The sequence below is a fragment of the Aneurinibacillus sp. Ricciae_BoGa-3 genome (assembly GCF_028421645.1).
In the GTDB taxonomy this organism is placed as follows: Bacteria; Bacillota; Bacilli; order Aneurinibacillales; family Aneurinibacillaceae; genus Aneurinibacillus_B.
Genome location: NZ_CP116887.1, coordinates 3,772,138 through 3,797,802 on the forward strand (window position 1 = coordinate 3,772,138; position 25,665 = coordinate 3,797,802).

Sequence of the window (25,665 nt, forward strand, 5' to 3'; positions counted from 1 at the left end):
TGCTCTTTTATAGGAAGGTAAACGGATCCGTGTTAATCCGGGAAATGATAATGTCTGTATTAAGCTTGTCTTCTTTTATCCGCTTATCTAAAACTTTCTTCACGGCTTCCTTCATAACTTTCTCCACGTTGTGGCCTGGATCAACCAGGCTTAATCCGCCTGCCATGGCATCATGGGCGTTGTGGTAGTAAACGTCGCCTGTGACCATGACATCGGCTCCGCAAAACATCGCTTTGGATATAAAACTGTTTCCGTCGCCTCCAACCACCGCAACTTTGCGGACTGGTTTTGTAAGCGGGCCGACAGCGCGAACCCCCGTAACGTCAAATGCCGCTTTTACTTTTTGTGCAAACGCAGCAAGCGTCATCTCCTGAGGAAGCCTGCCGATTCTGCCAATTCCCCAGGTTGTCCCAGCCTGTTCAACCGGGTAGATGTCATAGGCCACTTCTTCATATGGATGGGCCTTTGTCATCGCTTTGATCACTTTTGCCTGGATTTCCTCCGGCATAATCGTTTCCATGCGCACTTCCTGTACGTGCTCCATTTTACCTGGCTCGCCAATGAATGGGTTCGTTCCTTCGCGTGGCAGAAACGTGCCTGTTCCTTCTACACCAAATGTGCAATGGCTATAGTGGCCGATCCAGCCGGCGCCTGCCTGAGAAATGGCTTCGCGCACTGCATCCAGATGGGAGGCGGGAACGTACACCACAATTTTTTTTAGCTTCTGCTCATGCCACTTCTCAAGAATTTCGATGTCTTCCAGGCCAAGGGCCTCCGCCATTAAGTCGTTAATTCCACCTTCCGCCACATCCAGATTGGTGTGGGCCACATATACCGCAATGTCATGTTTAATCAGTTTCTCATAGAGACGGCCCTGCGGCAGGTCTGTCCGGATGTTCTTCAGCGGCCGGAAAATAACGGCATGGTGTGCGATGATTAAATCTATCCCTTCCGCAATCGCTTCATCCACGACATCTTCCAGGACATCAAGCGCGATCATGACTTTCTTCACTTCTTTCTGCAGCGTCCCCACCTGCAGGCCGATTTTATCATTTTCCATCGCCAGGTGCTTCGGCGCAAAACTTTCAAAATACTGGATTATTCGCTGTCCGCTGGCATACATCCTATTATATCCTCCATCCATTTGATTCGCCGGGCTATCTCTTGTTTTTTCTTCTGCGCTTCTGCCGCAGTTGCATCTTTCATGCCCTCATAAATGTGCACCCATTTTTCCTTCTCACCGCTCCACTTTTTGTGAAGCAGAGCAGGTTTGTCACGCCACAGAAAAGGACCAATCTCGATTAATTCCTCTAGAGGAAGGCCCTGATTCCGGTAGGGCTCCTGGCTGTCTCCGGGAACGGCCCGCATTATTTCATAGAGAATGCCATCTTCTTCAATGAGTTTCTCGCCTGTGATCTGCCAGCCGTGATCTAACAGCCAGCGCCTGAGCTGGGGGGCCGCCACATTGGGCTGCAGTACAAGTTCCTTCACATCCAGCTCCGCCACGCGAGCCTCCAGGATGGAGACCATTAAGCTGCCACCCATCCCTGCAATGCATATGCTATCGACTTCCCCTCTGTTGACGACAGCCAATCCGTCACCGAGGCGTACATCTATCTTATCGGTTAATCCTGCTGATCGAACCTGCCGCAGAGCTGATTCATATGGCCCTCTATTTACTTCGCCAGCAATGCAGAAAGGAGCAATATTTTGTTCAATTAAATATGTAGGCAGGTAGGCATGGTCTGAACCGATATCTGCCACCCTGCTACCGGGTGTTACCATGCTCCCTATTGCTTGCAACCGCCGGGATACTTCCGTCATACCATCGCTCCTTCTTTGCATTCCTTCCCCTTTAGCTTATCATTCCCAGCAAATAATTAACAACCTGTTAGAGCGGCATAGTGGGAAAAACATCGCGGGCCGCACTTCAACACGTTAAAGCTAAATATACTTTCCCATACGACAAAAAGGCTGCCAGAATCGACTGCAGCCTTTTTAGAGTGCTTCTTGTGTTATTACTGCCTGGAAATCCTGAGCAGTTTAGTGGCTTCCTCGCGCAGACGGAACTTCTGGATTTTGCCGGATGCCGTCATGGGGTATTCTTTCACTACCTGCACATACCGCGGAATTTTGAAGCGTGCTATCTTCCCTTCGCAATACGCCCAGATTTCTTCCGCCGTCAGCGTTTCCCCTTCCTTAACTTTAACGCAGGCCATTATTTCTTCCCCAAACTTCTCGTCCGGGACCCCGACTACCTGCACATCCAAAATTTTATCATTCGAATAGAGGAATTCTTCAATCTCTCGGGGGTAAATGTTCTCCCCGCCACGGATAATCATGTCCTTGAGGCGGCCGGTAATCCGGTAATAGCCTTCCTCATCGACGGTTGCAATGTCACCGGTATGCAGCCAGCCTTCATGGTCGATGGCTTTAGCCGTCTGTTCCGGCATATTGTAATACCCCTTCATCACATGCACACCGCGCGTACAGAGCTCACCCGGTTCCCCAATCGGCATTTCTTCACCTGTTACCGGATCCACAACTTTTGCCTCTACGTGCGGCAGTACGCGCCCAACCGTTGAAACCCGCCTTTCCAGCGTGTCGTTCGCTCTTGTCTGTGTAATCACCGGAGCTGCTTCTGTTTGGCCATATGCGATGGTAATATCTTTCATGCCCATCTCATTAACGACCTTTCTCATCACCTCCATCGGACAGGGTGAACCGGACATAATCCCTGTACGCAGGGTACGCAAATCATAGGTGTTAAACTCCGGGTGGCTTAATTCTGCGATAAACATCGTAGGTACACCGTATAGCACGGTGCATTTCTCCTGTTGTACAGCCTCGAGCACTTTTGCCGGGTCAAAGGAGATAATTGGTACCATGGCTGCACCTGTTGCGGCGCAGGCAAGCGTGCCCATTACGCAGCCGAAACAGTGAAAGAACGGCACTGGGATACAGACGCGATCTTCTTCGGTAATGTTCTGGCAAGATGCCACGTTAATGGCGTTATTAACGATATTTTTATGGGAGAGCATAACGCCTTTGGGAAAACCAGTTGTGCCGGACGTATACTGCATATTTATAACATCATCCGGTTCCAGACTGTCCTGGATGCGGGAAAGCACTTCTGGCGCGACGCTATTTGAGCAGTCCAGCAAATCCTTCCACAGGTACATGCCCGGCTTCTGCTGTTCGCCAATAACGATCACATTCTTAAGATGAGGCAGACGCCGGGGATTCAAGCTTCCCTGGTTGGCATGTATAGAGCTCCGGGCAGAGCTCATAAAGCATATCGAGGTAGCTCACACCACGGAAAGAATCCATTAAAATTATGGTTGATGATTCAGACTGCCTCAGCAGGTACTCCAGTTCCTGTACCCGATAGCTTGTGTTCACCGTCACAAGCACCGCACCCATCTTGGCAGATGCGAATTGCGCCGTCACCCATTCAGGCAGATTGGTCGCCCAGATGGCGATATTTTCACCTTTCTGAATGCCGATGTGGATGAGCCCCCGCGCCACCCTGTTGCATAGCTCCTGAAACTGCGCGTAAGTGTAGCGCAGCCCAAGCTCCGGGTAAACCACAGCATCCCGGTCCGGAAATTTCCCCGTTGTTTCATCCAATAATGCCCCGATTGTGATGGATACTGGTTCACTCACTGCTTTAACCCCCCCCACAAAATGATTTTGTTATTGACACCCGATTTGACGGGAAATAACCAGGCGCAGGACCTCAGACGTACCTTCGCCAATCTCCAAAAGCTTCGCATCACGAAAGAAGCGTTCAACCTGATATTCGTGCATGTAGCCGTTTCCTCCATGAATTTGGATGGCCTGGTTGCACACGCGCATGCACATTTCGGAAGCAAACAGTTTTGCCATTGCGGCCTCTTTCGTAAACCGGCTACCCTGGTCTTTCAGCCAGCCTGCTTTATACACCATATTGCGCGCGATTTCAATTTGCATCGCCATGTCTGCCAGTTTGAACTGGATCGCCTGGAACTTCGACAGCGTCTGTCCAAATTGCACGCGTTCATTCGCATAAGCCAGCGCTTTTTCAAATGCCCCTTGTGCGATGCCTACGGCCATCGCGGCTATCCCAATGCGCCCTCCATCAAGCGTAGCAAGAAACTGTTTAAACCCATTGCCACGCTGGCCAAGCATGTTCTCATCAGGAACCGCCACATCTTCCATAAACAATTGTGTTGTATTGGAGGCATGAAGTCCCATCTTTTCATAGTCTGCAACCGTCTGAAAGCCTGGGGATTCCGTCGAAACGACAAACGCGGTTATACCGCTCGTGCCTTTCTCTTTATCGGTTACAGCGGTAATCGCTAGGTTTTTCGCATAGCTGGCATTCGTGATATAACATTTCGACCCATTAATGACCCATTCTTTCCCGTTGTGCACGGCCGTTGTCCGGGTTCCGCCGGCATCCGAACCGGCATTTGGCTCAGTCAAACCAAATGCTCCGAAATATTCCCCACGGCAGATCGGCGTAAGATATTTCTGTTTCTGTTCGTGGGTGCCAAACATATTGATTGGCGCTCCGCCGAGGGAAACGTGTGCGGAATAGGTAATGCCCGTCGACGCACACACCCGGCTTAATTCCTCCACCACAATGGAAAAGCTTATGGTATCGGCTCCGCCCCCGCCGTACTCTTCCGGGAAGGGCAGACCCATTAAATCAAGGGCCGCCATCTTCTTAAAAACTTGCAGCGGAAACTCGCCTGTTTTATCCCGTTCATCAGCTCCCGGTGCCACTTCCGCCTCGGCAAAATCCCGTATCAGGTTTTTGATCATCTTCTGCTCTTCTGTCAAATTAAAATCCATTTTCTCTCCAGCCTTTCTTATTCACTTGGATGAGCGATGGTTCAGAACTAAGCGATAAAGCGTTTTCGCACTAATCATCTGAATAATTGTAAATATACAATAATTTATTCTCTAGATTTATTAAAAATCCTCTCACAATAAGAAAAACATCGTGGGCCATGCCGCTCTCTCCTTTCCCCTCATAGAAGTTTTTACGGCCGCTTTGTGGAACGACGGACGGACGGGCATTAGGGAATCTTGGTCAGTGGCAAGCGTAAGCGCAGGCAATGGCCTTAGATTCCTTTATACCGTTTAGGTGCAACATCTGGGTATCGGGGTGATGGAGACAGTTGCCGGTCTTTTTCGCCCTCTGTTCCACACGCTCCACAGGGGGAAAGCAAGGTGCGGCCATGTACCTCACGATGTTTTTCAGGGTGTTTTGGGACCGGAGGTCCCATTGAAAAAATCGCTTCAGGCATTGCAACACTGTTAATCACACCAACTTTCTATAACAAAGAGAAAGGGACCTATCGCCCTAGCAGAAAATCGCTTAAGCACCTTAAAGCGAAATATACTCTTTCATAATAAGAAAAAAGCCAGCGGATGGACGCTAGCTTCTGGCTATTTAAGGGCCCGTTGGCTGCTTACCCACGGCCACCATAGATTTTTTAAGGAGAGCATAAAAAATGTGACGACAAAGATTTTTCCATACAGCAAATACAACAGTGTATCTCTCCCGGCTGAGGAAATGAAAAAACTCTCGATTTCCGGGGCATACAGTGCGAGGATGCCATTGAAGAAAAGCAGAGGAGCCGTTCCGGACTGCCGCTTATTCCAAATCATACCCAGCACGACGAGGGCAATCCCTACGGAGAGCCAGAAACATTCCACTCTCCACCACGAAAAGCCACCAACAAGCTTAAAATATGTAAGCCAGCCGTAGATGCCCTGCAGACCCAGAAGTGCGATGAACGATATATATCTTTTATTGGCCGCAATCCCGGTGGCTAGCCAAATAACACAGCAAAGAGTGAGGTAAGATATCAGGTAAAATACACCATATTTGTAATGATTTAATATGTACATACCACTAACCGCAAGCATTACGGAGGCGGTTCCGAGAAAAATATGCCGATAAATGCTCGATTTATCCCCAACAAAAGCAAGAATGTATGAAACTGCTGTCAAAATCGCCAGGATCGCCATTTGCATTGTCATGGTAAAATCGGTAAAATGAAAAGCAAGATAAAGCACAACAGCAACCGCAGGAATGATAGCAAGCCATTTCTTTTCAAAACGCGGAAACGCAAACGCAGGAAGTGAATCGGCTGATGCGGCGGCTTCGACGATACTCTTAGACGCTGAAGTATCATCCTTTGCGCCTTCGGTGTATAAATTTAGCAAAAAATCACAGTAATGGGCTGGAAGCAGATGGCTGCGCCGCCAGTAATCAATTTCACCCAATATTACCTTCTTTTTCTGTTCATCCATAGAGACGGTTCCCCCTCACATCGTCCAGACGGACCTGAGACTTGGCTGATGTCAGGCATGGCGAGTGCGGTCAACCAAATCGTTTTAAACTAAGAAAAAAGCCTACGTATTCAAAAGAAAACGCAGGCTCAGCCATGAAGCAATGTTTATTCCAGGAAATCTTTGAGACGTTTGCTGCGGCTAGGATGACGAAGTTTGCGTAAAGCTTTCGCTTCAATCTGGCGGATACGTTCACGTGTAACACCGAATACTTTGCCCACTTCCTCCAGCGTGCGGGTTCTTCCGTCATCAAGCCCGAAGCGAAGGCGGAGCACGTTTTCTTCTCGTTCTGTAAGCGTATCAAGAACGTCTTCCAGCTGCTCTTTCAACAGTTCATATGCAGCTGCATCAGATGGCGCGAGAGCATCCTGATCCTCTATAAAGTCGCCGAGATGAGAATCATCTTCTTCACCAATCGGTGTTTCCAGGGATACAGGTTCCTGCGCAATTTTCATAATTTCGCGTACTTTCTCCGGCGTGAGATCCATTTTCTCGGCGATTTCTTCCGGAATCGGTTCGCGGCCAAGCTCTTGCAGAAGCTGGCGGGATACACGGATCAGTTTATTGATCGTTTCTACCATGTGAACCGGAATGCGGATGGTACGCGCCTGGTCAGCAATCGCCCGGGTGATAGCCTGACGAATCCACCATGTAGCATACGTACTGAATTTATATCCTTTTCGATAATCAAACTTTTCAACGGCTTTAATAAGCCCCATGTTTCCTTCTTGAATCAAATCAAGGAAAAGCATGCCGCGTCCAACATAACGCTTGGCAATGCTGACAACTAGGCGAAGGTTTGCTTCAGCCAGGCGGCGTTTCGCTTCTTCATCGCCTTCCTCAATGCGTTTGGCAAGCTCTATTTCTTCATCAGCCGACAGCAAATGCACACGGCCGATCTCTTTTAAATACATACGAACCGGATCGTTGATTTTGACCCCCGGCGGTACGGAAAGATCGTCGAAGGTATAATCTTCGTTATCATCCTGATCTTCTTTTGGAATCGGGTCATCCTCATCCTCATCTTCTTCGTTTACAACCTCAATCCTTTGATCACCCAAATATTCGAAAAACTCATCAATTTGATCCGGATCCTGATCAAAGGTCGAGAGGCGTTCCATGATTTCTTTATACGTTAGCATCCCACGTTTTTTCCCCAGTTGAACCAGGCTTTCTTTCACCTGCTCCAGGGTTATTTCCATATCAGGTTTGCTTTCTGTCTTTTTCGTCATGGTTTTCCCTCCTTCCCAGGGCTCTTAAACATCATTTACTTTAATTGCTTTTTTAGCTGGACGATTTTCATCCCTATTCTTGCCGCTTCCATAACATTACCCAGCTTCTCCTGTTTCTTTCTTTCCTGCTCAAGCTGGTCGATCTCCATCCGTTTGGGATAATCTGTTATCTGTCGGATGTAGTCTTCCAGCTGGCGCCGTGAAACAATTCCAGGGTCAATATCCAGCATGGCAAGTTCTGATGCCTTCTCAATAAGCCGTTCGTCCTGCAGAAAAGAAATGAAACGGGATACTTCAGGTCCGTACCCTGCGGCGTAGTAACTGTAGAGATGTGCCGCAAGCGCTGCATGATCTTCAACGATAAAATCAGCGCCTACCGTTTCCTGAGCCCGATCCGAGATATCCGCATCCTGCATCATTAAAGAAAGTAGCTGTTTCTCCGCATTTACATAAGCAGGGAGCAGCGGCCTTGCAGTCAAATTTCTGCTATTATCTATACTATTATTCCAACTCCGCGTAAGATTATCCCTACCTGCTGATTTTTTTTGACGTTTAAATATTTTATACTGTTCGGTCTTAAGTGCCTCCAGCGAAAGGTTAAACTCATCGGCAAGCTGGCGCAAATAGTGATCGCGCTCTACCGCACTACTCAGCTGTGATATTTCTTCAAGAGCCTCATTAATATACTTTATCTGTCCCGTTTCGTCTTTCGTATCATACCTGGATTGGATGACCTGAAGCCGATAGGCGGTTAGTGACAGTGTATTCAGCAGAATATCCTGTTTAAAACGTTCGGGTCCATATTTTCCGATGTATTCATCGGGGTCCATTCCGCTCGGCATCTGGGCTACTTTAACGGTACAGCCTGCCCCTACGAGCTGTTGGGCACCTTTGAACGCAGCTTCAATTCCGGCTTGATCAGAATCGTAGCAGATGATGACATTCTCTGTGTTGCGGCGTATAATCCGGGCTTGCTGTTCAGTTAATGCAGTGCCTAAAGAGGCGATCCCGTTATAAACGCCGGCCTGCCAGGCAGAGATGACATCCACATACCCTTCAAACAGAATGGCTTCCTGTTTCTTGCGAATGTGGGTTCGGGCACGGTGCAGATTAAAAAGCAGGTTGCTTTTGTTGAACAGAGGTGTCTCCGGGCTGTTTAAATATTTCGGCTGTTCATCACCCAGCGTCCGGGCTCCGAATGCGACCACTCTTCCTTGCGTATCATGAATAGGAAACATGACGCGGCCGCGGAATTTGTCAAAAACTCTTCCACCTTCTTTACTGCTGAGAAGCCCCCCTCCACCATCAAAGGAAGCGGGTAATGTCTCTTCTCTAAAAAGCGGGTGACATAATCCCAGCGATCGGGGCTGAAGCCCAAATCAAACTCTTCAATTGTAGCAATTTGCATTCTTCTGTTCAATAGATAATTTCGCGCCGATGCGCCGTATTCTGTCTGCAGTAAAATATGCCGGTACAGCTTAGTTACCTTATCATGTGCTTCCAGCATGAATTCCTTCTTCTGCTGTACTTCGCGGTTTTCATGTGTTACTTCTTCACGCGGCAGCTCGATTCCTGCCCGTTCCCCAAGCACCCTGACCGCCTCGGGAAATTCTAAAGCTTCCACTTTCATAATGAAAGAAATAACATTGCCTGATTCACCGCATCCGTAACAGCGAAACAGCTGCTTATCCGGCTGAACCGCAAAAGAAGGTGATTTCTCGGAATGAAAGGGGCATAGACCAAAATAATTCCGCCCCGTTTTTTTTAAATGCACATATTGGCCAATAACGTCCAGTATGTCATTTTGTATTCGTATTTTCTCGATGACTTCCTCGGGGATTCGTCCTGCCATGCTTTCACCTGAACTTCCCTATTCCACCGCCGATGTCCTTAATTTTTTTGTAACGGAATAATATTATTCGGCAAAATCCTTCAATCTCCTTCTAACCGGTGCAAAAGTTTTTGGAGGACCTGTCGAAAACGGGCAATTTCTTCTTTACGCAAAGGTCCTGGCCCCCTGCGCCTTCCCCCCGCTCTTGCGATTTCCGCCGATACATGCCTGCTCATCAACAAAAGAGAGATATTTTCATTAGTATATTCTTTTCCTCTGGTTCCTATGGCTAAACACCTTTTCTCTAGGGCGAGGCTGGCTAGACCGTAATCGTCTGTAATCACCAGATTGTCAGGCTTAACATGATTGATAATAAACATATCGGCAGATTGAAATTCACTGTCCACAGCATACGTTCTGGCCTGTGGATGGTGGATGGAAAGGCTGTGCGCATACGAAGCGACAAAATGCACGACAGTGTTGTGGGCTTCCGCCACCGCCAGAATATCCTGCTTCACTGGACAGGAATCAGCGTCTACCCATATTTCTATTATTTTATCGATCATAACCGTATTATTCTACGAGCCCTTTCATTTTTCCTGCACGTTAATTATAGTTTGTCAATTTCGAATCGTGTCGAAAAATGAAAGAATGGGGGAAGCACATGTGCTTCCCCCATTCTTTCTATGGATTTCTTTGCTTAATCAGGTCGATGATAATGTTTGCCGTCTCTTCCACGGCTTTATTTGAAACGTTAATAACGGGACAGCCAACCCGCTTCATGATCTTTTCGGAGTATTCGAGCTCCATCTTAATACGCTCCATACTAGCATAGTTTGCTTCCGCTGTTAACCCGAGCGATTTTAAACGTTCTGTCCTGATCATGTTTAACTGATCCGGGCTAATCGTTAGTCCGATGCACTTACTCGCAGGCACGAGGTACAACTCCTCTGGCGGGTCTACTTCCGGAACGAGCGGGACATTGGCTACCTTGTAGCGTTTATTCGCCAGGTACATGGAAAGAGGCGTTTTGGATGTGCGCGATACACCGATAAGAATGACGTCTGCCCGAAGCAGTCCACGGGCATCCCGTCCATCGTCGTATTTGACGGCAAATTCAATGGCCTCCACCTTTCGAAAATAGTCCTCGTCAAGCTGGCGGACCAGCCCGGGCTTGTTGCTGGGTTGAATCTGAAAATGGTCGCGGACCGCGTTGACCATAGGGGACATGATATCGATGGCGATTACCCCTTGCTCCTCCGCCTTGGACCGAATAAATTTATTTAATGCAGGGATAACCAGCGTATACGCAATAATGGCGCCAATTTCCTTGGCAGCGCGAATGATTTCATTGAGTGTGCCCTCATCCTCTATGTAAGGAAACTTCCGTACATGAAAAACCTGCCCGCCAAATTGGCTGGCAGCAGCTTTTACTACAAATTCTGCCGTTTCTCCCACCGAATCGGATACGACATATACAGTAGCATCTTGATTCATTCTCTCCATGTCTCCTCCTTATATGACAGCTTCATTTCCCAATTCAACAAACCCTTTTGTTATGGTGGTTTTGGTAACCCGGCCTACCACTTCATACTGCGTCCGGCCGTTGACCTCAACTGGGCGTACAACAGGGAGGGAATCTATCTGGTAATCAATTAGTTTCTTCGCCGCTTCAAGTAGCGTTTCCTCCATTGTACAAGTTACAATGTTTGGCATCCGGGTCATGATAATGCTGATGGGAATTTCTGTTAGATTTTGCTTGCCAAGGGTGGCACGGAGGAGATCTTTGCGTGATGCGACACCTGCCAGATGTCCCTTGCTATTTACAACAAACATTGTGCCAACATCTTCCAAAAATAATGTACAGATACCATCATACACAGAGCTGGATTCGCTAATGATAATCGGCTGCGCCTTGTAGTCTTTCACGATTTTCTTGTTGACTTCAGCTTTAATTAGCTCATTGCTGTCTTTACCGGTATAGAAATAGCCAACACGTGGGCGGGCATCCAGGAATCCTGTCATGGTGAGAATCGCGAGGTCGGGCCGCAACGTAGCCCGCGTAAGGGATAACCGCTCCGCAATTTGCTCACCGGTAATGGGCCCCTCACTTTTTACAATTTCAATAATGTGCTCCTGCCTTTTGGTCAGTTCGATGGTAATTCACCTCCGTGGTGAAAGACAATAGTGCCATACTACATCTTAATGTATACCTATATAGACTATACTATATAAAGTTCAATCATTACTGCAACTATATTTTAAAGGGAAGCGGAATGACCGCTCCCCTTTTTATCGTATATCGTATCAAGTTTGCTTACGCAAAAACAATTTTGCTGAAATCAGCTAAACCAAAAACAAATCCTGAAATCGCCACCAGCATAGCCAGACGGTTATTCTTCACATTCTCATCATCTACCATGACCATCACGTTATCAAAGAAAGCATTGATCGGCTCATGAAGCTTGGCCATCGAATGGAATGCAGCGAGGTAATCTGCTTGATCAAGCAGCGGCTGGGTTTGTGCCTTGACGTCAGCAAAGGCGTTCCACAGTTGCCGCTCAGCGTCCGTTTCAAATAGGCCAGGATTGACCTGGGTGGCTTCGGCCTTTTTCGCCAGGTTATTGACGCGGTTAAAGGAATCCACAATGACCTTGAAGTCCGCGCCTTTTTCCGTTTCATCCGCAAAGATTGCCCGCAGTACATCCGCCCGCTTCACGATCGAACCCACATTGGACGTATCGACTGCGAGGACAGCATCGATCAGGTCATAGCGGATGCCTCTTTCCTGCAAGAGATTTTTCAGGCGCAGCGTAAAGAAGTCCTGAAGGTCTTTTTTCACTTCCTCTTTGCCCCGCTTAAGTAGTTTGCGATCCTCAAGGATGGCCAGTGACAGGCTAAACAGCGTGTCAAGAGTCAGGGACACGCCTCGATCCAGTAAGATCTGCACGATACCTGTTGCCTGGCGCCGCAGCGCATACGGATCGGCTGAACCGGTCGGAATGATGCCAATCGCGAAACAACCTGCGATAGTGTCGATTTTGTCTGCAATGCTAAGCACAGCGCCCGTTTCCGTTTCCGGGAGCTTGTCGCCTGCAAATCTAGGCAGGTAATGTTCAAAAATTGCCTGGGCAACTGTTTGATCTTCCCCAAGCAGCCGGGCGTATCGTTCACCCATAATGCCCTGCAGTTCCGGGAACTCATATACCATATGGCTGACCAGATCAAACTTAGCGATGCTGGCGGCGCGGTCTATTTTTTGTTTTTCGTCCGCTGGTATCTGTATTGAATCCGCGATGGACAGCGCGGCTTCACGGACACGGCGGATTTTATCGCCGATGGTACCAAGCTCTTCGTGGAATACCACAGTTTCAAGCCGCTTAAGCGCATCATCAATCTTCATTTTCTGGTCTTCTTCATAGAAGAAGCGGGCATCAGAGAGCCGGGCACGGAGTACTTTTTCATTGCCTTTGGCCACCGTCTCAAGGCCTTTATCGTCGCCATTGCGGACAGTGACGAAATACGGCAGCAGCTCGCCATCTTTATTCTCTACAGGAAAATAGCGCTGATGCTCACGCATGGAGGTGACGAGCACCTCACGCGGAATGTGCAGATATTCTTCTTCAAAACCGCCTGACAAAGTGGTGGGATACTCAACCAGATGGACAACTTCATCAAGCAGCCCTTCCTCTGTCGGAATGCTCCAGCCTTTTTGGGTTTCCATCTCTCTAATCTGCGAGAGAATACGGGCACGACGCTCCTCTGGATTCACCATTACATACTGTTCAGCGAGACGGGAAGTATAATCCTCAGGTCGCTCAATGGTCACGGTGTCACCAAGGAAACGATGTCCGCGTGACGTGTTACCGGTATGAACACCAGCAATTTCAAACGGGATAATGTCGGTTCCAAACAGCGCCACCATCCAGCGAATTGGCCGCACGAATTTGACATCATGAGCGCCCCAGCGCATGTTTTTTGGAAAAGACATCGCTACAATTAATTCGCGCAGCGCAGGAAGCAGCTGTTGGGTAGACTGACCGGCCTGGTGTTTGCGTGCAAATACGTATTCCACACCGTTTACTTCTTGCAAATATAAATCTTCTGCATTAAGTCCTTTTCCGCGTGCAAAACCGAGCGCTGCTTTCGTCCAGGCGCCGTTGTCATCCACCGCGATCTTCTTGGCAGGGCCCCGAAGTTCTTCGTTGACGTCCTCCTGCTGCTCATTGACATGTGTGATGAGCACGGCGAATCGGCGTGGTGTTTCATACCCGGCTGCTTCCCCATAAGAAATTCGGTTGGCGGTAAGCCAGGCTGTTACTTTATCTTTTAACTGTTCACAGGCACCCGTCGCGAAACGCGCAGGCATCTCTTCTGTACCAATTTCGATTAAAAGGCTGCGTGTGGCCATGATTATTCAACCTCCTTCTTCAGCATCGGGAATCCCAGTTCTTCTCGCACCGTATAGTAGGTGTGCGCCACTTCACGCGCCAGGTTGCGGACCCTTGTAATGTATCCTGTTCTTTCCGTAACACTGATGGCGCCCCGCGCATCCAGCTGGTTAAACGTATGGGAGCATTTCAAGACGTAGTCATAAGCCGGTAGCACCAGCTTTTGTTCCATACAGCGTTTTGCTTCCGACTCATATGTGCTGAACAGGGAGAACAGCATAGAAACATCGGAGACTTCAAACGTATACTTGGAATGTTCATATTCGGCCTGCTTGAATACGTCCCCATACGTGAAGCCGTTAACCCATTCTAAGTCGAATACATTTTCTTTGTTTTGAATATAGGAGGCAAGTCGCTCCAATCCGTAGGTAATTTCAACGGCTACCGGGCTGCAGTCGATACCGCCAACCTGCTGGAAATAGGTGAATTGCGTGACTTCCATACCGTCCAGCCAGACTTCCCATCCGAGGCCCCATGCGCCAAGCGTTGGAGCTTCCCAGTTGTCTTCCACGAAACGAATATCATGCAGGAGCGGATCAATGCCAAGCTCACGCAGGCTGTCCAGGTACAGCTCCTGGATATTATCAGGAGACGGCTTCATAATCACCTGAAACTGATGGTGCTGATACAGGCGGTTCGGGTTCTCACCATAGCGGCCGTCTGCCGGGCGGCGCGATGGCTCCACGTAAGCCACATTCCACGGCTCAGGGCCAATGGATCTTAGAAAAGTTGCCGGGTTCATGGTACCCGCTCCCTTTTCCACATCGTAAGGCTGTACAATTAAACAATTTTGCCGGGCCCAGAAATTTTGCAGGGAAAGAATCATATCCTGAAAGTTCATCTGATTACCTCATTCCTTTTTCAAAATTAAAAAACTCCCGTCCCTATACGGTATCATCGGATACGGTATAGGGACGGGAGTTTGCTTCCCGCGGTTCCACCCTATTTGACAGGAGTAAATCCTGTCCACTTTCACATCGTAAGTGCTCAGAAGCGCCCTTCACCAGCTGCACCCGCCAGGCTCTCACTATCCCCGGCTCGCTTTGGAAGCTCAATCTGGTTACTCTTCTTCGTCATTGCACGAAAAAGTCTTTATTTCGTTGCTACTATATATGATGAGGAGCCCCTCTGTCAACTTTCTTGTTGCCGGGGTTTGTCTTCTATTAGGGGAGCCATTTTCTCTAGCTGTTCGAGAAATTTGCGAGACTTAAGCCGAATTCCCGTATACTCGTCCAGAAAAGTATGCATCACGCGGCGCAGCTGCTCTTTCGTTTCAGGCTTTACATTAATGCTGCCCAACTGGTTCATGTGCATGTGGGACAAATACTGCAGAACCTTCACCGCCCCGGGACCTGTAGGGATCGTATGCGGATCCCGGCTTGCGCAGTTGTGGCAGAGAAAGCCGCCTTCCCTGATACTGAAAAAAAACGGCACATTTACCGCCCCGCAATTCACACAGGCATCCAGCCGCGGACGGTATCCGGTTGACTGCAGCAGTTTCATTTCAAATAGCCGGGCAATAATCTCTATATCCTTGCCTTCATCGATGGATGTCAGGGCAAGCAGCAGCGTATCGAATAGATACGAATTTGGCTCCCGATCTTCTGTCATGCGGTCCAGGAACTCACAAAGATAGACCGCATAAGCGGTCTTAGTCAAATCTTCCCGGATTGTTCGAAAAGACCGGAGTAAATCCCCCTGCTGCAGGGAGCCCATCCCTGAGCCTGCCTGGTAGAGAAAATAACCGTGTGTAAAAAGCTGGGCAACAGCAGTAAAACGGCTTTTTGACTTTTTGGCTCCACGTGCCATAATCGCGATTTTTCCGGCTTCGCGGGTATAGACGGTGAGTACTTTGTTGGCTTCCCCATAATCTGTAGTGCGGACAACAATTCCTTCCGATTTTCCTATCATTTGTTTCCCCCTCACTACGCTTATGTTTATATGTTGAGAGGTTCTTCTGTTTGGTCCTGCAGGGCTTCCTCCATCGGGTGAAGGTCAAGATAGTTCTTATGCTCCGTATATAACATATACGCGTCGAGGCTGCCTGTCATCTTAAAGTAATTCCAGGAAAAATCTTTAATCATCTGTTATCCATCCTTTCGGAAAAGATAAAGCATCCACCAGAAAGATAGTTATATCATGACCCGCAGGGAACCCTGTTATCCGATGGAATATTTGACAGTTTCCCTCACTCTTCCTCTTCATAGAAACCAAAATTTTTAAACAGGTTTTCCTGATTGCGCCAATCCTTTTTCACTTTGATCCAGAGATTTAAATACACGCGGTTTCCAAGCAAACGCTCAATATCCTGGCGTGCCCGCTTGCCAATCTCCTTCATCATGTCACCCTGTTTCCCTACCAGGATCCCTTTCTGGGAAGGTCTTTCTGTATAAATTGTAGCATAAATATCAACGAGATCCGAATTGCCGTCCCTTGTTTTCATTTGTTCTATCACGACGGCAATGGAGTGAGGCACTTCTTCCCTTGTAAGCTGAAGCACCTTCTCCCGGATAAGCTCAGCCACAATAAAGCGCTCGGGATGATCGGTTACCTGGTCAGCGGGATAGAACTGCGGACCTTCCGGGAGCTCCTCAAGAAGCTGCTGCATCAAGCGATCCACATTGCTTCCGTTCAGTGCGGAAACCGGGATAATCTGGGCAAAAGGATAAAGTTCTTTGTATTTATCAATATAAGGCAAAAGCTCATCCGGATGCACCTTATCTATTTTATTGATAATAAGATAAACAGGTGTTTTGACATCTTTTAATTTATCAATAATAAATTCATCACCGGGTCCCAACTTTTCCGATGCATCGACGAGAAATAAAATAACATCTACTTCCCTGAGCGCATTCTCCACCATACGGTTCATGAAATCGCCGAGCTTTGATTTCGGTTTATGCACCCCTGGTGTGTCCAGGAATATAATCTGTCCTTCTTCGGATGTATATACCGCCCGGATTTTGTTGCGGGTGGTCTGCGGCTTGTCGGACATAATGGCAATCTTTTGCCCGACAATTTGGTTCATCAAAGTTGACTTGCCCACATTGGGCCGGCCGATGAGCGCCGCAAAGCCTGATTTATAACCTTCGTTCATTTATTCAAATCCTCCTGACTAAATGCACCTGGCAGAAGTTCTGCCACGGTGACCTTCTTTACCTGTCCATCCATACTGCTAAGAATCACTTCCATATCGGACGGGCATAGTTCTGATATAACCTGCCTGCATGCGCCACACGGGGAAACAGGGCCAGGTGTATCGGCAATAACAGCCATTTTCTTAAACGTGCGATCTCCCTGTGCATACGCAGCAAAAAGAGCTGTTCGTTCGGCACAGTTACACATGGAATAGGCAGCGTTTTCGATGTTACAGCCATGGTAGACCTTTCCATCTGCTGTGAGCAGCGCTGCACCCACCTTAAATTTGGAATACGGGACATATGCCTTCTCCCGTGCTTGTTTCGCCATTTCTATAAGCATGTTCTCATCCATTATCTTTCCCCCTTCGAACATAGATCCATAATAAGAAAGTAACAAGCAGAGCCGATACGATAATGAGCGGCCAGCCGCCCCTTTCATCCAGCGGCAGCCGGATCCGGGCACCGTTAACAAACTGCCACAACGGTTCAGCATACACAATAAATCCTGTGCAAGCAGCAAGGATGGCAGAAAAAAGGACAGCGCCTGCCGCTACATCTTTGGCTACCTTCGCCAGGGGATGGACTTTTCCGTTAGCAGCCAGATCGACTACCTTCTCAACCGCTGTGTTTATCGTTTCCATAATTAAAACGAGAAACACAGAAAAAAAGACCAGCAAAACATCTCCTCTCGGGATTTGAAGCCAGAAGCCCGAAAGGAGGACCAGAATAGCCACAATCACATGGATCTGCATGTTCCGCTGAGTCTTTACGGTATATTGTATGCCCGCTAAAGCGTAACCAAAGCTTTTTTTCAATCTTCGCCACTCATTCATTGTTTGTTCACCTTATTCGCGAACCAATCCCACCCGGTTCAGGATTTCCTCCTGCCTGCCAAACATTTCTTTCTCCTCTTCTTCCGTTCCGTGGTCATAGCCGATCAGATGAAGGAATCCATGCGCTGTAAGAAAGCCCATCTCACGCTCAAAGGAATGTCCATACTCCTCTGCCTGCTCTTTCGCCCGCGGAATCGAGATAATAATATCTCCCAGCATAGTTGGCATCTCTTGATCTTCTTCATCAACGAAGATTTCGACTTCATCTTCTCCCTGTTCGGTCATGGCAAAGGAGAGCACATCGGTCGGCCGGTCAATTCCACGATACTCCCGGTTTAACTCATGAATCCTTTCGTCATCCACGAACGATACGACAACTTCCCCTTCAATCTCTTCAAGCTCCGCTGCGGCGTTTAATACCTTTCGCAGCAAGTTAAGCAGTTCCTCATTCAGTTCCTCGCTATAATCCTGGACAAATTCAACATCAATTGTCACGCCTGCTTCACCGCCATTTGTTTATCATCCGGGTATTCAATCCGGTTGTGGAAAAATCCCTGTAGGGTCTCGCATATCGTCTTCGCCACGATTTCAAGTTCCTGCATCGTAATGTTACATTCATTAAATTGCCCATCTTCTATCCGTTCTGCAATAATGCGCCGGACAATCTGCTCGATCCGGTCCGGGGTTGGCTTGCTCAAAGAACGTACCGCTGCTTCCGCACTGTCACACACGCTCACAACCGCCGCTTCCCGTGTCTGAGGTTTCGGGCCCGGATAACGATAGTCGCTCTCCGGAATCGGGGTATCAGACAGCTTGCAGGCCTTATGGAAGAAGTATTTCAAAAGGGTTGTGCCATGATGCTGTTCCGCAATGTCCCGGATCGCCCGCGGCATATTGTGCTCTTCAAGCATTTTAGAACCATCATAGGCATGGGCGATAATAATTCGCTTGCTTAAACCCGGTGCTAAGGAGTCATGCGGATTTTCCCGGTTCATCTGATTCTCAATAAAAAACTGCGGCCGCTTCATCTTCCCTACATCATGGTAATAAGAACCAACTCTGGCCAACAAGCCATTAGCGCCTATTGCTTCGCAAGCTGCTTCTGAAAGGCTGCCGACCATCATACTATGGTGGTAAGTTCCCGGTGTCTCCATGAGCAGCCTGCGCAGGAGCGGCTGGTTCGGATTGCCCAGTTCAATGAGGCGCAGCGGGGATAACATCCCGAAGAAACCTTCGAAAAAGGGCAGAAAACCTACCGTTAAGACCGCAGCGGCGATACCGCTTGCCGCGCCAAACCCGTAAAGAAGCAGCAGATCGCGCCAATTGCCGGTTGTATACATGAGAAGAAAAATGGCAGAAATGATTAAAAGGTTGCCCAGCGAGACGAGGAATCCTGCCCGCATAATCCTGCTCCGCTTAATCGCCTTGCCAAGTGAGTACGTAGCGACGAGGCTTGACATCAGGGCAAAAAGGCTGAACCTAAAATCGAACGGCAATAGGCTCCCATAGTTAAAGATAACCCCGGCAATCATGGAAAAGATCACGCTGACTATAACGGCAATCTGTGTATTCAGCAGGATGGCTGTAAGCATTGCCCCTAACGCCACAGGAGCCAGATAGCCGCCTACGACAAAATCGATGAAGTGGCTGTAACTGGCGATTTTCATGACGATTGTGTTCAAAAAGATAATGAATCCCAGCATAAGCAGCATGCTATTATTCTCGTAAATGTGACGGTAGTGCCGGGCAAGATACACAGCCAGGAACCCGACTGTAAATGCCGTGATAATGCCCAGTCCAATAAACGGAAACTTGCTGGCATTGTTCGCGAGAAGCCCTGCCGCACTCAATTTGCGGTGGATCTCCTCAGACACATACTGCCCCTTCTCGACAAGGACTTCGCCTTTATAGATCATAGTCGGCTTAACCATTCTGCGAACCGATTCTTTTAAATCTTTGGTGGCCTGTTCATCAATGGTCAAGTTTGGGATAATGCTGGCAATAGCTGCGGCCCTTACAACTTTGCGGGCTTTGCTATCCATATCCGATAACACGATCTGCTGGTTAACCCGCTGCTGCACCGCATCCCGCGAAGTTGTCTGGTCAACCCCCCGCACCATGATCGCCGATACAACCCTTGACGTTTCCTTGTTTGCCGCTTCAAGTTCCGATTTGGACAGCGTTAAAAGGGTCTGCAGTACATCCTGCGGCAGGGAAATCGGCGCATTGTCTTTCAGCTCCTGCAAGCGCTGTGCAGGCGTAAGACTCCCATCTGCCGTCAGTTCCACCGCTTTCTTGTACACAAACTCTGTTAACTTAAGCTGATTCGCCGTAATGCTGTCATCCCTTGAATAAACAGGCTGTACCTCAGCTACCGCCTTCTGTCGCGCACTCTCAGTGGCTTCCGCATCCTCAACTGTTACCGGTGCGGTCAGCGTAACGTTGCTGATGGTATTTACATTTAAGTCAAATGTTTTCGGCAGCACGTTTCCCATAAGCGGCAAATAGATGCCGATACCAATTAACAAGAAGAGAATTCTTCTAACCGCAACGCTGCGTTTCCAAGACTCGGGCACATTCAGATGCAGACGTTTTTTAGCAAACATTTCTGTTACAACCCCTTTTACCGGGACGTTTCACTATCACCCTCGTATGCGCTGATCATTTTCTGAACAAGCGGGTGCCTTACAACGTCCGCCCCGGATAAATAAACAAAAGATATACCCTCTATTCCCTCAAGTATCCGGCTTGCATCCTGTAGTCCGGATTTTTTTCCGCGCGGAAGATCAACCTGGGTCACGTCACCTGTGATAACCATCTTTGATCCAAAACCAAGGCGCGTTAAAAACATCTTCATCTGTTCAGGCGTCGTGTTCTGCGCCTCATCGAGAATGATAAACGCATCATCAAGTGTACGCCCGCGCATATAAGCAAGCGGTGCCACCTCGATGACGCCGCGCTCCATATATTTCGTCATGTTTTCAGCTGTAAGCAGATCACCCAGTGCGTCGTAAAGCGGGCGAAGATACGGATCCACCTTCTCCTGCAAGTCACCAGGAAGAAAACCAAGATTTTCTCCGGCTTCTACCGCAGGCCTCGTTAAAATAATGCGCTTCACGCGATTGGCTTTCAGTGCCGTAACCGCCATAACGACGGCAAGATACGTCTTGCCGGTACCTGCCGGGCCAATGCCAAAAACAATGTCCTGTTTCTTAATAGACATCACGTAGTGGCGCTGGCCGAGTGTTTTCACCCGGATGGGTTTGCCCTTTACAGAAGTTGCAATGGGCTGCTCGTACAACTCAAGCAGTTCAGGCAGGGCTTCTTCCCTGGATAGCCTAATGGCATACAGGACATCCTGCTCCGATAATTTAATGCCGTTGCGCAGGAGGGTAGCTAGCACGTTAAGCAGCTGCACATTTCGCTCCACTTCCTCTTCCCGGCCGGAAACTGTAATTTCTTCGCTCCGTGCAAAAAGATGGGCATCGGTTGCGTTTTCAATTTGTTTTAGAAAACTATCATGCGGGCCGAACAGCAAACTCGCTTCTTCCGCACTCTCAAGTCGTATCGTTTTGCTTGTTTCTACCTGCAAATACCTCATTCTCCTTCTTGAGTTATAGGACCTTCTTGAGTTTTAGGAATTTCTTGAATAATAGGACCATCTGCTCCGATATCTTCCACAACGATATCATGGAGCTTTATATAAACTTTACCATTCTCCACAGCCTGGTGCAAAACTTTTTCCGACTTTATATAGGCCCCCTTTTTAGCCTCTTTTAACAACTTTTCATTAGCAAATTTTTTCCCAAGAAGCACAGCTTCTTCTACACTCATGGTAACATCTTTTACCTCATTTTGTCTTACTATTTCTGTTTTTAAACCAATGGGCAGCTGTCTGTTTCCCACAGTGAGCATGGATGCATGCCCATCCGTAACAAACTGCGGAAATGGCGTCCCGCCAAAACCCTGGAATTTTATGCTGTACTTTCCGATTAGCAGGTAGCGGTTTGTCCTGTTTTCACCCGTAAGCACAGACCTTTTTTGTTTAAGCGGCACCACGATGTCAGATTCATACCATACTTCCCCTTCGACCCGGCCTTGTGCCGCGACAGGGCGGAAGGATTCTTCATTGCCCAGCATGCCGTCTATTAGAACCTGCCCTTTATTTACCCATTGATTCTTCTTGACAACCGGCTTTCCTCGCTCGGCGAATATAGAGTGAATCATCGCTTTTTTTGTTGCGATAATGCTGTGGGGAGGCGCTAGATCTTTTTTCTGCGGGAGCACCTTTTCCACGACGCGAATATACGCTGTGGTTCCTCTCATCTCAAACCCAATCCAAGAGGCTTGAGGTATCCGCTGTGTAAGTTGCTTCTGCACTTCAGAGGGATCAGGCAGCCGGAAAATGAATGTTTTCGGCTTGATTCCAAGTGAATTGGCAGCCTGCATAATTTGATTGGTGGGAATTTTTTCATTGCCGACAATCTCAACACGCCAAATGATATTCGAAAGCAGGTAAATCCCAAAAAAGAAAAAAACCGCTCCCGCAACAAACATAGAGCGTGTCCTGCCTCTGCGGAGAAGAAAGGGAAATCCGACTCGTTTCTTTATATGAACCCGGCAGCCGGTTTCTTTTAGAAACGGCTTTAAACTGTGAAAGCTGGCGAGCGGCAGGCTCATTTCGGCAATTTCACTTGTCGTTCGTTCGATATTCCACACTTCTATACCTTGTCCGATTAGACGGTTTAAAAACCGCTCCAGTCTTTTGCCACGCACCTGCAGAATAAGATAACCTCGGAACCAGTGAAGGCTGTTTCCATTCATTGTTCTCCAACTCCTCCCCTACTCATCAAGAAAAATGACCTGATCAACAATGCCCTCTAACAGCACTTCTTCCGGAAGAATGGCCCGGATGACAAGTTTCTGGCCTCTGACAAGCAGCTGGCCTTTGGTTAAAAGTAAACGGAGTTCCTGTTGAGTGAAGGCAAGGACTCCGCGGTGGTTCTCTATATACATTTGAAGTTGCCCAATCATCGTAATGCGTGGCATCTCCATCGTGATATCCTGCGGAAAATCAAGGACGCCGGTTGATATTCTTCGCCATTTATCACGCCACTTTTTCACCGACTTCACGCCCCTTTGTCTGCGGTGGTCAAAATGATTGCCTTATCCCATCCATACGCACCGGACTTGCTTTTTATGCCTGCAAAACCCGTTACAGGAGCGGGAAGAATAACGCAAAAAGCCCCTTACGCATATATATGCGTAAGGGGCTTTCGGTCGCCACAATATTATTGAGGCAGCAATTCCTGCACAATCTTGTTCACAAGAGATCCATCGGCACGGCCTTTGACTTTCGGCATAAGCGCACCCATTACTTTTCCCATGTCTTTCTTGGAAGAAGCGCCGCTTTGCTGAATCGCTTCGCTCACCAGCTTGCGAATTTCTTCTTCATCCAATTGTTCAGGCATATATTCAATTAATACATTAATTTCATCGCGGGCGTGTGCTGCGAGGTCTTCACGACCAGCTTTTTCGAATTCTTGGAGGGAATCGCGCCTTTGCTTCAGCTCACGAGTCAAGACAGTTAACACTTCGTCGTCGGTTAATTCCTTGCCCTGGTTAATCTCTTCGTTCTTTACAGAAGATTTGACCATGCGAATCACGGAAAGTTTAAGCTTGTCTTTGCTCTTCATCGCCTGCTTCATCTCTTCGTTTAAACGTTCGACGAGCTTCATTAACTATTCCTCCTAGAATTTACGCTTGCGCGCTGCCTCGGACTTTTTCTTGCGCTTAATGCTAGGCTTTTCAAAGTGTCTACGTTTTTTAACTTCAGCAAGAATGCCATCTTTGGAGCAGTCACGTTTGAAACGACGTAGTGCCTGGTCTAACGACTCGTTTTTACGAATACGAACTTCTGCCATTTGTTTCCCCTCCCTCCGCCATAACCATCATGACAATGCAAACAAAAATGGTTTGCAAAAGTCGTCAAAAAACATTATATTATACCGATTAAATCAGGTCAACCATTTACTGCTCATTTATGCCCGATTTCATCGTTCGGGCATCAAAAAGGTTGTTGGCCTGTAGCGGAAGTGGTAGCATTACAGCTTAGATAAAACTATCGGCTGCCCTTGCTTCTTAAAGCGGCCGCTATCATATAATACTATATACATACCAGCCGGAGGGATTCGATATGTTTACCATTGAACAAATCATTTCAAGTACAGGAGGGCGTCTGATAGGTGGAAGCACGGACTCTCGTGTTACAAACGTGCATTTTGATTCCCGGCAGATTAAAGAGGGAGGTTTGTTCGTTGCTCTTGCCGGCGGAACGCGGGATGGACATGAATTCCTTTCTACCGCGGGCGCACAGGGCGCCGTCGCAGCACTCGTCTCCGACGAAAAGAAAACACAAGCTGCACAACTGCCTTCTTCCTTCTCGCTCGTTCTAGTAGAGGATACGGAAAAAGCTTTTCAAGATTTAGCCCGTTCCTACCGTAACCGCCTGTCTATCCCCATTGCTGCCATTACAGGCAGCAACGGAAAAACCACGACAAAGGACATACTCGCCCATATTCTCGAGGGCAAGCTTAAGGTATATAAAACGTACAAAAATTTCAACAATCATTTAGGTGTTCCCTTATCCCTTCTGCAGATTTCACCTGATACCGAGGCTGCTGTACTGGAGCTGGGTATGAATCATGCAGGCGAGATCGACTTCCTGGCTGAGATGGTACAGCCTACCTATACAGTCATTACGAACGTCAACGACGCACACATCGAATTTTTTGGCACGCGAGAGGCGATTGCCCGGGCAAAAGGAGAAATTCTTCCCCATACGAGCCCAAACGGGTTTGCTTGCCTTAACCTCGACAACGATTTAGTACCCGGTCTTGCCCAGCTCAATCCAGGTACGACATATTTTTACCATATTGAGCAGGAGGGCGAACCGCCAGTTGCTGCCGACATAACCGCTTCTTCTATTTGGTTCGATAACGCGGGCAGCCATTTTACCGTAAAGACGGCGGAAGGCGAAGCAGCTTGCTTTATGCCGCTGTTTGGCATGCACAACATCTCAAATGCGCTGCCTGGTATTTTCATCGCCCTCCATATTGGCCTAACATTGGATGAGATCGCCGGGCGGCTGGCGAGCCTGGAGATATCCTCTATGCGTTTTGAGCGCATTGATGGAAGGAATGGACTGCTTGTTATAAACGACGCGTATAACGCCAGCCCGACGTCTATGCTGGCGTCTGTACGCACATTCCTGTCCATCTATCCTGAACGTAAAAAAGTATTGGTGCTGGGGGATATGTTTGAGCTGGGCAGCCAGGAGGAGCAATACCATCGGGAAGTCGGGGAACAACTGGCGACCATGGATGGAGAATTTCAAGTAATAGCCGTGGGAGCACTGGCCCGTCACATCGCGGAGGGCTGCACCAAAGCGGAATATTTTCCCACCAAAGAAGAAGCGGCAAAGCGCCTCGCCGCGTTTGCCTCTGAAGACTACGCCATCCTGCTCAAAGCATCCAGGGGCATGAGACTGGAAGATTTGCTTGGCGGACTTGTATAAGCATGAGAAAAACATCGTGGGCCATGCCGCTCTCTCCTTTCCCCTCATAGAAGCTTTTACGGCCGCTTTGTGGAACGACGGGCGGACCGGCATTAAGGAATCTTGGCTAGCGGCAAGCGTAAGCGCAGGCGATGGCCTTAGATTCCTTTATACCGTTTAGGTGCAACATCTGTGTATCTCAATGATGGAGACAGTTGCCGGTCTTTTTCGCCCTCTTTTCCACACGCTCCATTAGAAAACTAGGTTGCAGCCAA

General features: G+C 48.3%; 24 protein-coding genes, 2 pseudogenes and 1 other annotated feature. Of the genes and pseudogenes, 1 reads left to right on the forward strand and 25 read right to left on the reverse strand.

What is annotated here, in order from left to right; genetic code table 11:
• Window positions 1-7 precede the first annotated feature (7 nt).
• The 25 genes and pseudogenes from PP175_RS19210 to rpsU all read right to left on the reverse strand — a co-directional run bounded on the left by PP175_RS19210 (window position 8) and on the right by rpsU (window position 23,759).
• Window positions 8-1,123 carry a Nif3-like dinuclear metal center hexameric protein gene (locus PP175_RS19210; protein WP_272439849.1) on the reverse strand — a complete coding sequence of 372 codons (1,116 nt, stop codon included), beginning with the start codon at window positions 1,121-1,123 and terminating at the stop codon, window positions 8-10.
• Window positions 1,099-1,824 (reverse strand): tRNA (adenine(22)-N(1))-methyltransferase, encoded by a 726-nt coding sequence (locus tag PP175_RS19215; RefSeq protein ID WP_272439850.1) that lies wholly within the window; start codon window positions 1,822-1,824, stop codon window positions 1,099-1,101. Before PP175_RS19215 ends, PP175_RS19210 begins: the two co-directional genes overlap by 25 nt.
• A gap of 194 nt (window positions 1,825-2,018) precedes the next feature.
• Window positions 2,019-3,666, reverse strand: a pseudogene (locus PP175_RS19220) (AMP-binding protein).
• A gap of 30 nt (window positions 3,667-3,696) precedes the next feature.
• The gene (locus PP175_RS19225; protein WP_272439851.1) at window positions 3,697-4,839 is read right to left on the reverse strand and encodes an acyl-CoA dehydrogenase family protein; all 1,143 of its coding nucleotides are present in this window, start codon (window positions 4,837-4,839) and stop codon (window positions 3,697-3,699) included.
• A gap of 600 nt (window positions 4,840-5,439) precedes the next feature.
• Window positions 5,440-6,309, reverse strand: a complete 870-nt coding sequence (locus PP175_RS19230; protein WP_272439852.1) for a hypothetical protein — start codon at window positions 6,307-6,309, stop codon at window positions 5,440-5,442.
• Between the two features lie 146 nt (window positions 6,310-6,455).
• Window positions 6,456-7,580 (reverse strand): RNA polymerase sigma factor RpoD, encoded by a 1,125-nt coding sequence (gene rpoD, locus PP175_RS19235; protein WP_272439853.1) that lies wholly within the window; start codon window positions 7,578-7,580, stop codon window positions 6,456-6,458.
• A gap of 35 nt (window positions 7,581-7,615) precedes the next feature.
• Window positions 7,616-8,422, reverse strand: coding sequence for a hypothetical protein (locus PP175_RS30110; RefSeq protein WP_442870486.1), 807 nt, complete (start codon window positions 8,420-8,422; stop codon window positions 7,616-7,618).
• A gap of 8 nt (window positions 8,423-8,430) precedes the next feature.
• A pseudogene (locus PP175_RS30115) lies at window positions 8,431-9,432 on the reverse strand (toprim domain-containing protein); the annotation flags it as partial.
• An 80-nt stretch (window positions 9,433-9,512) separates the two neighbouring features.
• On the reverse strand, window positions 9,513-9,977 hold the full coding sequence (locus tag PP175_RS19250; protein ID WP_272439854.1) for a YaiI/YqxD family protein: 465 nt from the start codon (window positions 9,975-9,977) through the stop codon (window positions 9,513-9,515).
• A 118-nt stretch (window positions 9,978-10,095) separates the two neighbouring features.
• Window positions 10,096-10,917, reverse strand: coding sequence for a pyruvate, water dikinase regulatory protein (locus PP175_RS19255; protein ID WP_272439855.1), 822 nt, complete (start codon window positions 10,915-10,917; stop codon window positions 10,096-10,098).
• A gap of 9 nt (window positions 10,918-10,926) precedes the next feature.
• Window positions 10,927-11,574: a transcriptional regulator CcpN gene (locus tag PP175_RS19260; protein ID WP_272443326.1), complete on the reverse strand. Its 648-nt coding sequence runs from the start codon at window positions 11,572-11,574 to the stop codon at window positions 10,927-10,929.
• A gap of 154 nt (window positions 11,575-11,728) precedes the next feature.
• On the reverse strand, window positions 11,729-13,822 hold the full coding sequence (glyS, locus tag PP175_RS19265; RefSeq protein ID WP_272439856.1) for a glycine--tRNA ligase subunit beta: 2,094 nt from the start codon (window positions 13,820-13,822) through the stop codon (window positions 11,729-11,731).
• Window positions 13,823-13,824: 2 nt separating this feature from the next.
• Window positions 13,825-14,703, reverse strand: a complete 879-nt coding sequence (gene glyQ, locus PP175_RS19270; RefSeq protein ID WP_272439857.1) for a glycine--tRNA ligase subunit alpha — start codon at window positions 14,701-14,703, stop codon at window positions 13,825-13,827.
• Window positions 14,704-14,769: 66 nt separating this feature from the next.
• Window positions 14,770-14,948, reverse strand: a binding site (T-box leader).
• A gap of 45 nt (window positions 14,949-14,993) precedes the next feature.
• Window positions 14,994-15,773: a DNA repair protein RecO gene (recO, locus tag PP175_RS19275; RefSeq protein ID WP_272439858.1), complete on the reverse strand. Its 780-nt coding sequence runs from the start codon at window positions 15,771-15,773 to the stop codon at window positions 14,994-14,996.
• A gap of 26 nt (window positions 15,774-15,799) precedes the next feature.
• Window positions 15,800-15,946, reverse strand: coding sequence for a YqzL family protein (locus tag PP175_RS19280; RefSeq protein WP_272439859.1), 147 nt, complete (start codon window positions 15,944-15,946; stop codon window positions 15,800-15,802).
• 104 nt (window positions 15,947-16,050) lie between these two features.
• Window positions 16,051-16,959, reverse strand: coding sequence for a GTPase Era (gene era, locus PP175_RS19285; protein ID WP_272439860.1), 909 nt, complete (start codon window positions 16,957-16,959; stop codon window positions 16,051-16,053).
• Window positions 16,956-17,354: a cytidine deaminase gene (locus PP175_RS19290; RefSeq protein ID WP_272439861.1), complete on the reverse strand. Its 399-nt coding sequence runs from the start codon at window positions 17,352-17,354 to the stop codon at window positions 16,956-16,958. Before PP175_RS19290 ends, era begins: the two co-directional genes overlap by 4 nt.
• Window positions 17,347-17,835 carry a diacylglycerol kinase family protein gene (locus PP175_RS19295; RefSeq protein ID WP_272439862.1) on the reverse strand — a complete coding sequence of 163 codons (489 nt, stop codon included), beginning with the start codon at window positions 17,833-17,835 and terminating at the stop codon, window positions 17,347-17,349. The genes PP175_RS19290 and PP175_RS19295 overlap by 8 nt, the downstream gene beginning before the upstream one ends.
• Before the next feature lie 12 nt (window positions 17,836-17,847).
• A complete protein-coding gene (gene ybeY / locus PP175_RS19300; protein WP_442870487.1) occupies window positions 17,848-18,288 on the reverse strand; it encodes an rRNA maturation RNase YbeY in 441 nt (146 codons plus the stop codon).
• 38 nt (window positions 18,289-18,326) lie between these two features.
• Window positions 18,327-20,441, reverse strand: a complete 2,115-nt coding sequence (locus tag PP175_RS19305; protein ID WP_272439864.1) for an HD family phosphohydrolase — start codon at window positions 20,439-20,441, stop codon at window positions 18,327-18,329.
• A gap of 17 nt (window positions 20,442-20,458) precedes the next feature.
• Complete coding sequence (locus tag PP175_RS19310; protein WP_272439865.1) at window positions 20,459-21,427, reverse strand: PhoH family protein; 969 nt, start codon at window positions 21,425-21,427, stop codon at window positions 20,459-20,461.
• Between the two features lie 5 nt (window positions 21,428-21,432).
• The gene (gene yqfD, locus PP175_RS19315) at window positions 21,433-22,659 is read right to left on the reverse strand and encodes a sporulation protein YqfD (RefSeq protein WP_272439866.1); all 1,227 of its coding nucleotides are present in this window, start codon (window positions 22,657-22,659) and stop codon (window positions 21,433-21,435) included.
• 18 nt (window positions 22,660-22,677) lie between these two features.
• Window positions 22,678-22,959 carry a sporulation protein YqfC gene (yqfC, locus tag PP175_RS19320; protein ID WP_272439867.1) on the reverse strand — a complete coding sequence of 94 codons (282 nt, stop codon included), beginning with the start codon at window positions 22,957-22,959 and terminating at the stop codon, window positions 22,678-22,680.
• Between the two features lie 167 nt (window positions 22,960-23,126).
• Complete coding sequence (locus PP175_RS19325) at window positions 23,127-23,573, reverse strand: GatB/YqeY domain-containing protein (RefSeq protein WP_272439868.1); 447 nt, start codon at window positions 23,571-23,573, stop codon at window positions 23,127-23,129.
• A 12-nt stretch (window positions 23,574-23,585) separates the two neighbouring features.
• Window positions 23,586-23,759 (reverse strand): 30S ribosomal protein S21, encoded by a 174-nt coding sequence (gene rpsU, locus PP175_RS19330; RefSeq protein ID WP_272439869.1) that lies wholly within the window; start codon window positions 23,757-23,759, stop codon window positions 23,586-23,588.
• Between the two features lie 272 nt (window positions 23,760-24,031).
• On the opposite strand from rpsU, the gene PP175_RS19335 reads away from it, so the two are divergent.
• A complete protein-coding gene (locus PP175_RS19335) occupies window positions 24,032-25,411 on the forward strand; it encodes a UDP-N-acetylmuramoyl-tripeptide--D-alanyl-D-alanine ligase (protein ID WP_272439870.1) in 1,380 nt (459 codons plus the stop codon).
• Window positions 25,412-25,665 lie beyond the last annotated feature (254 nt).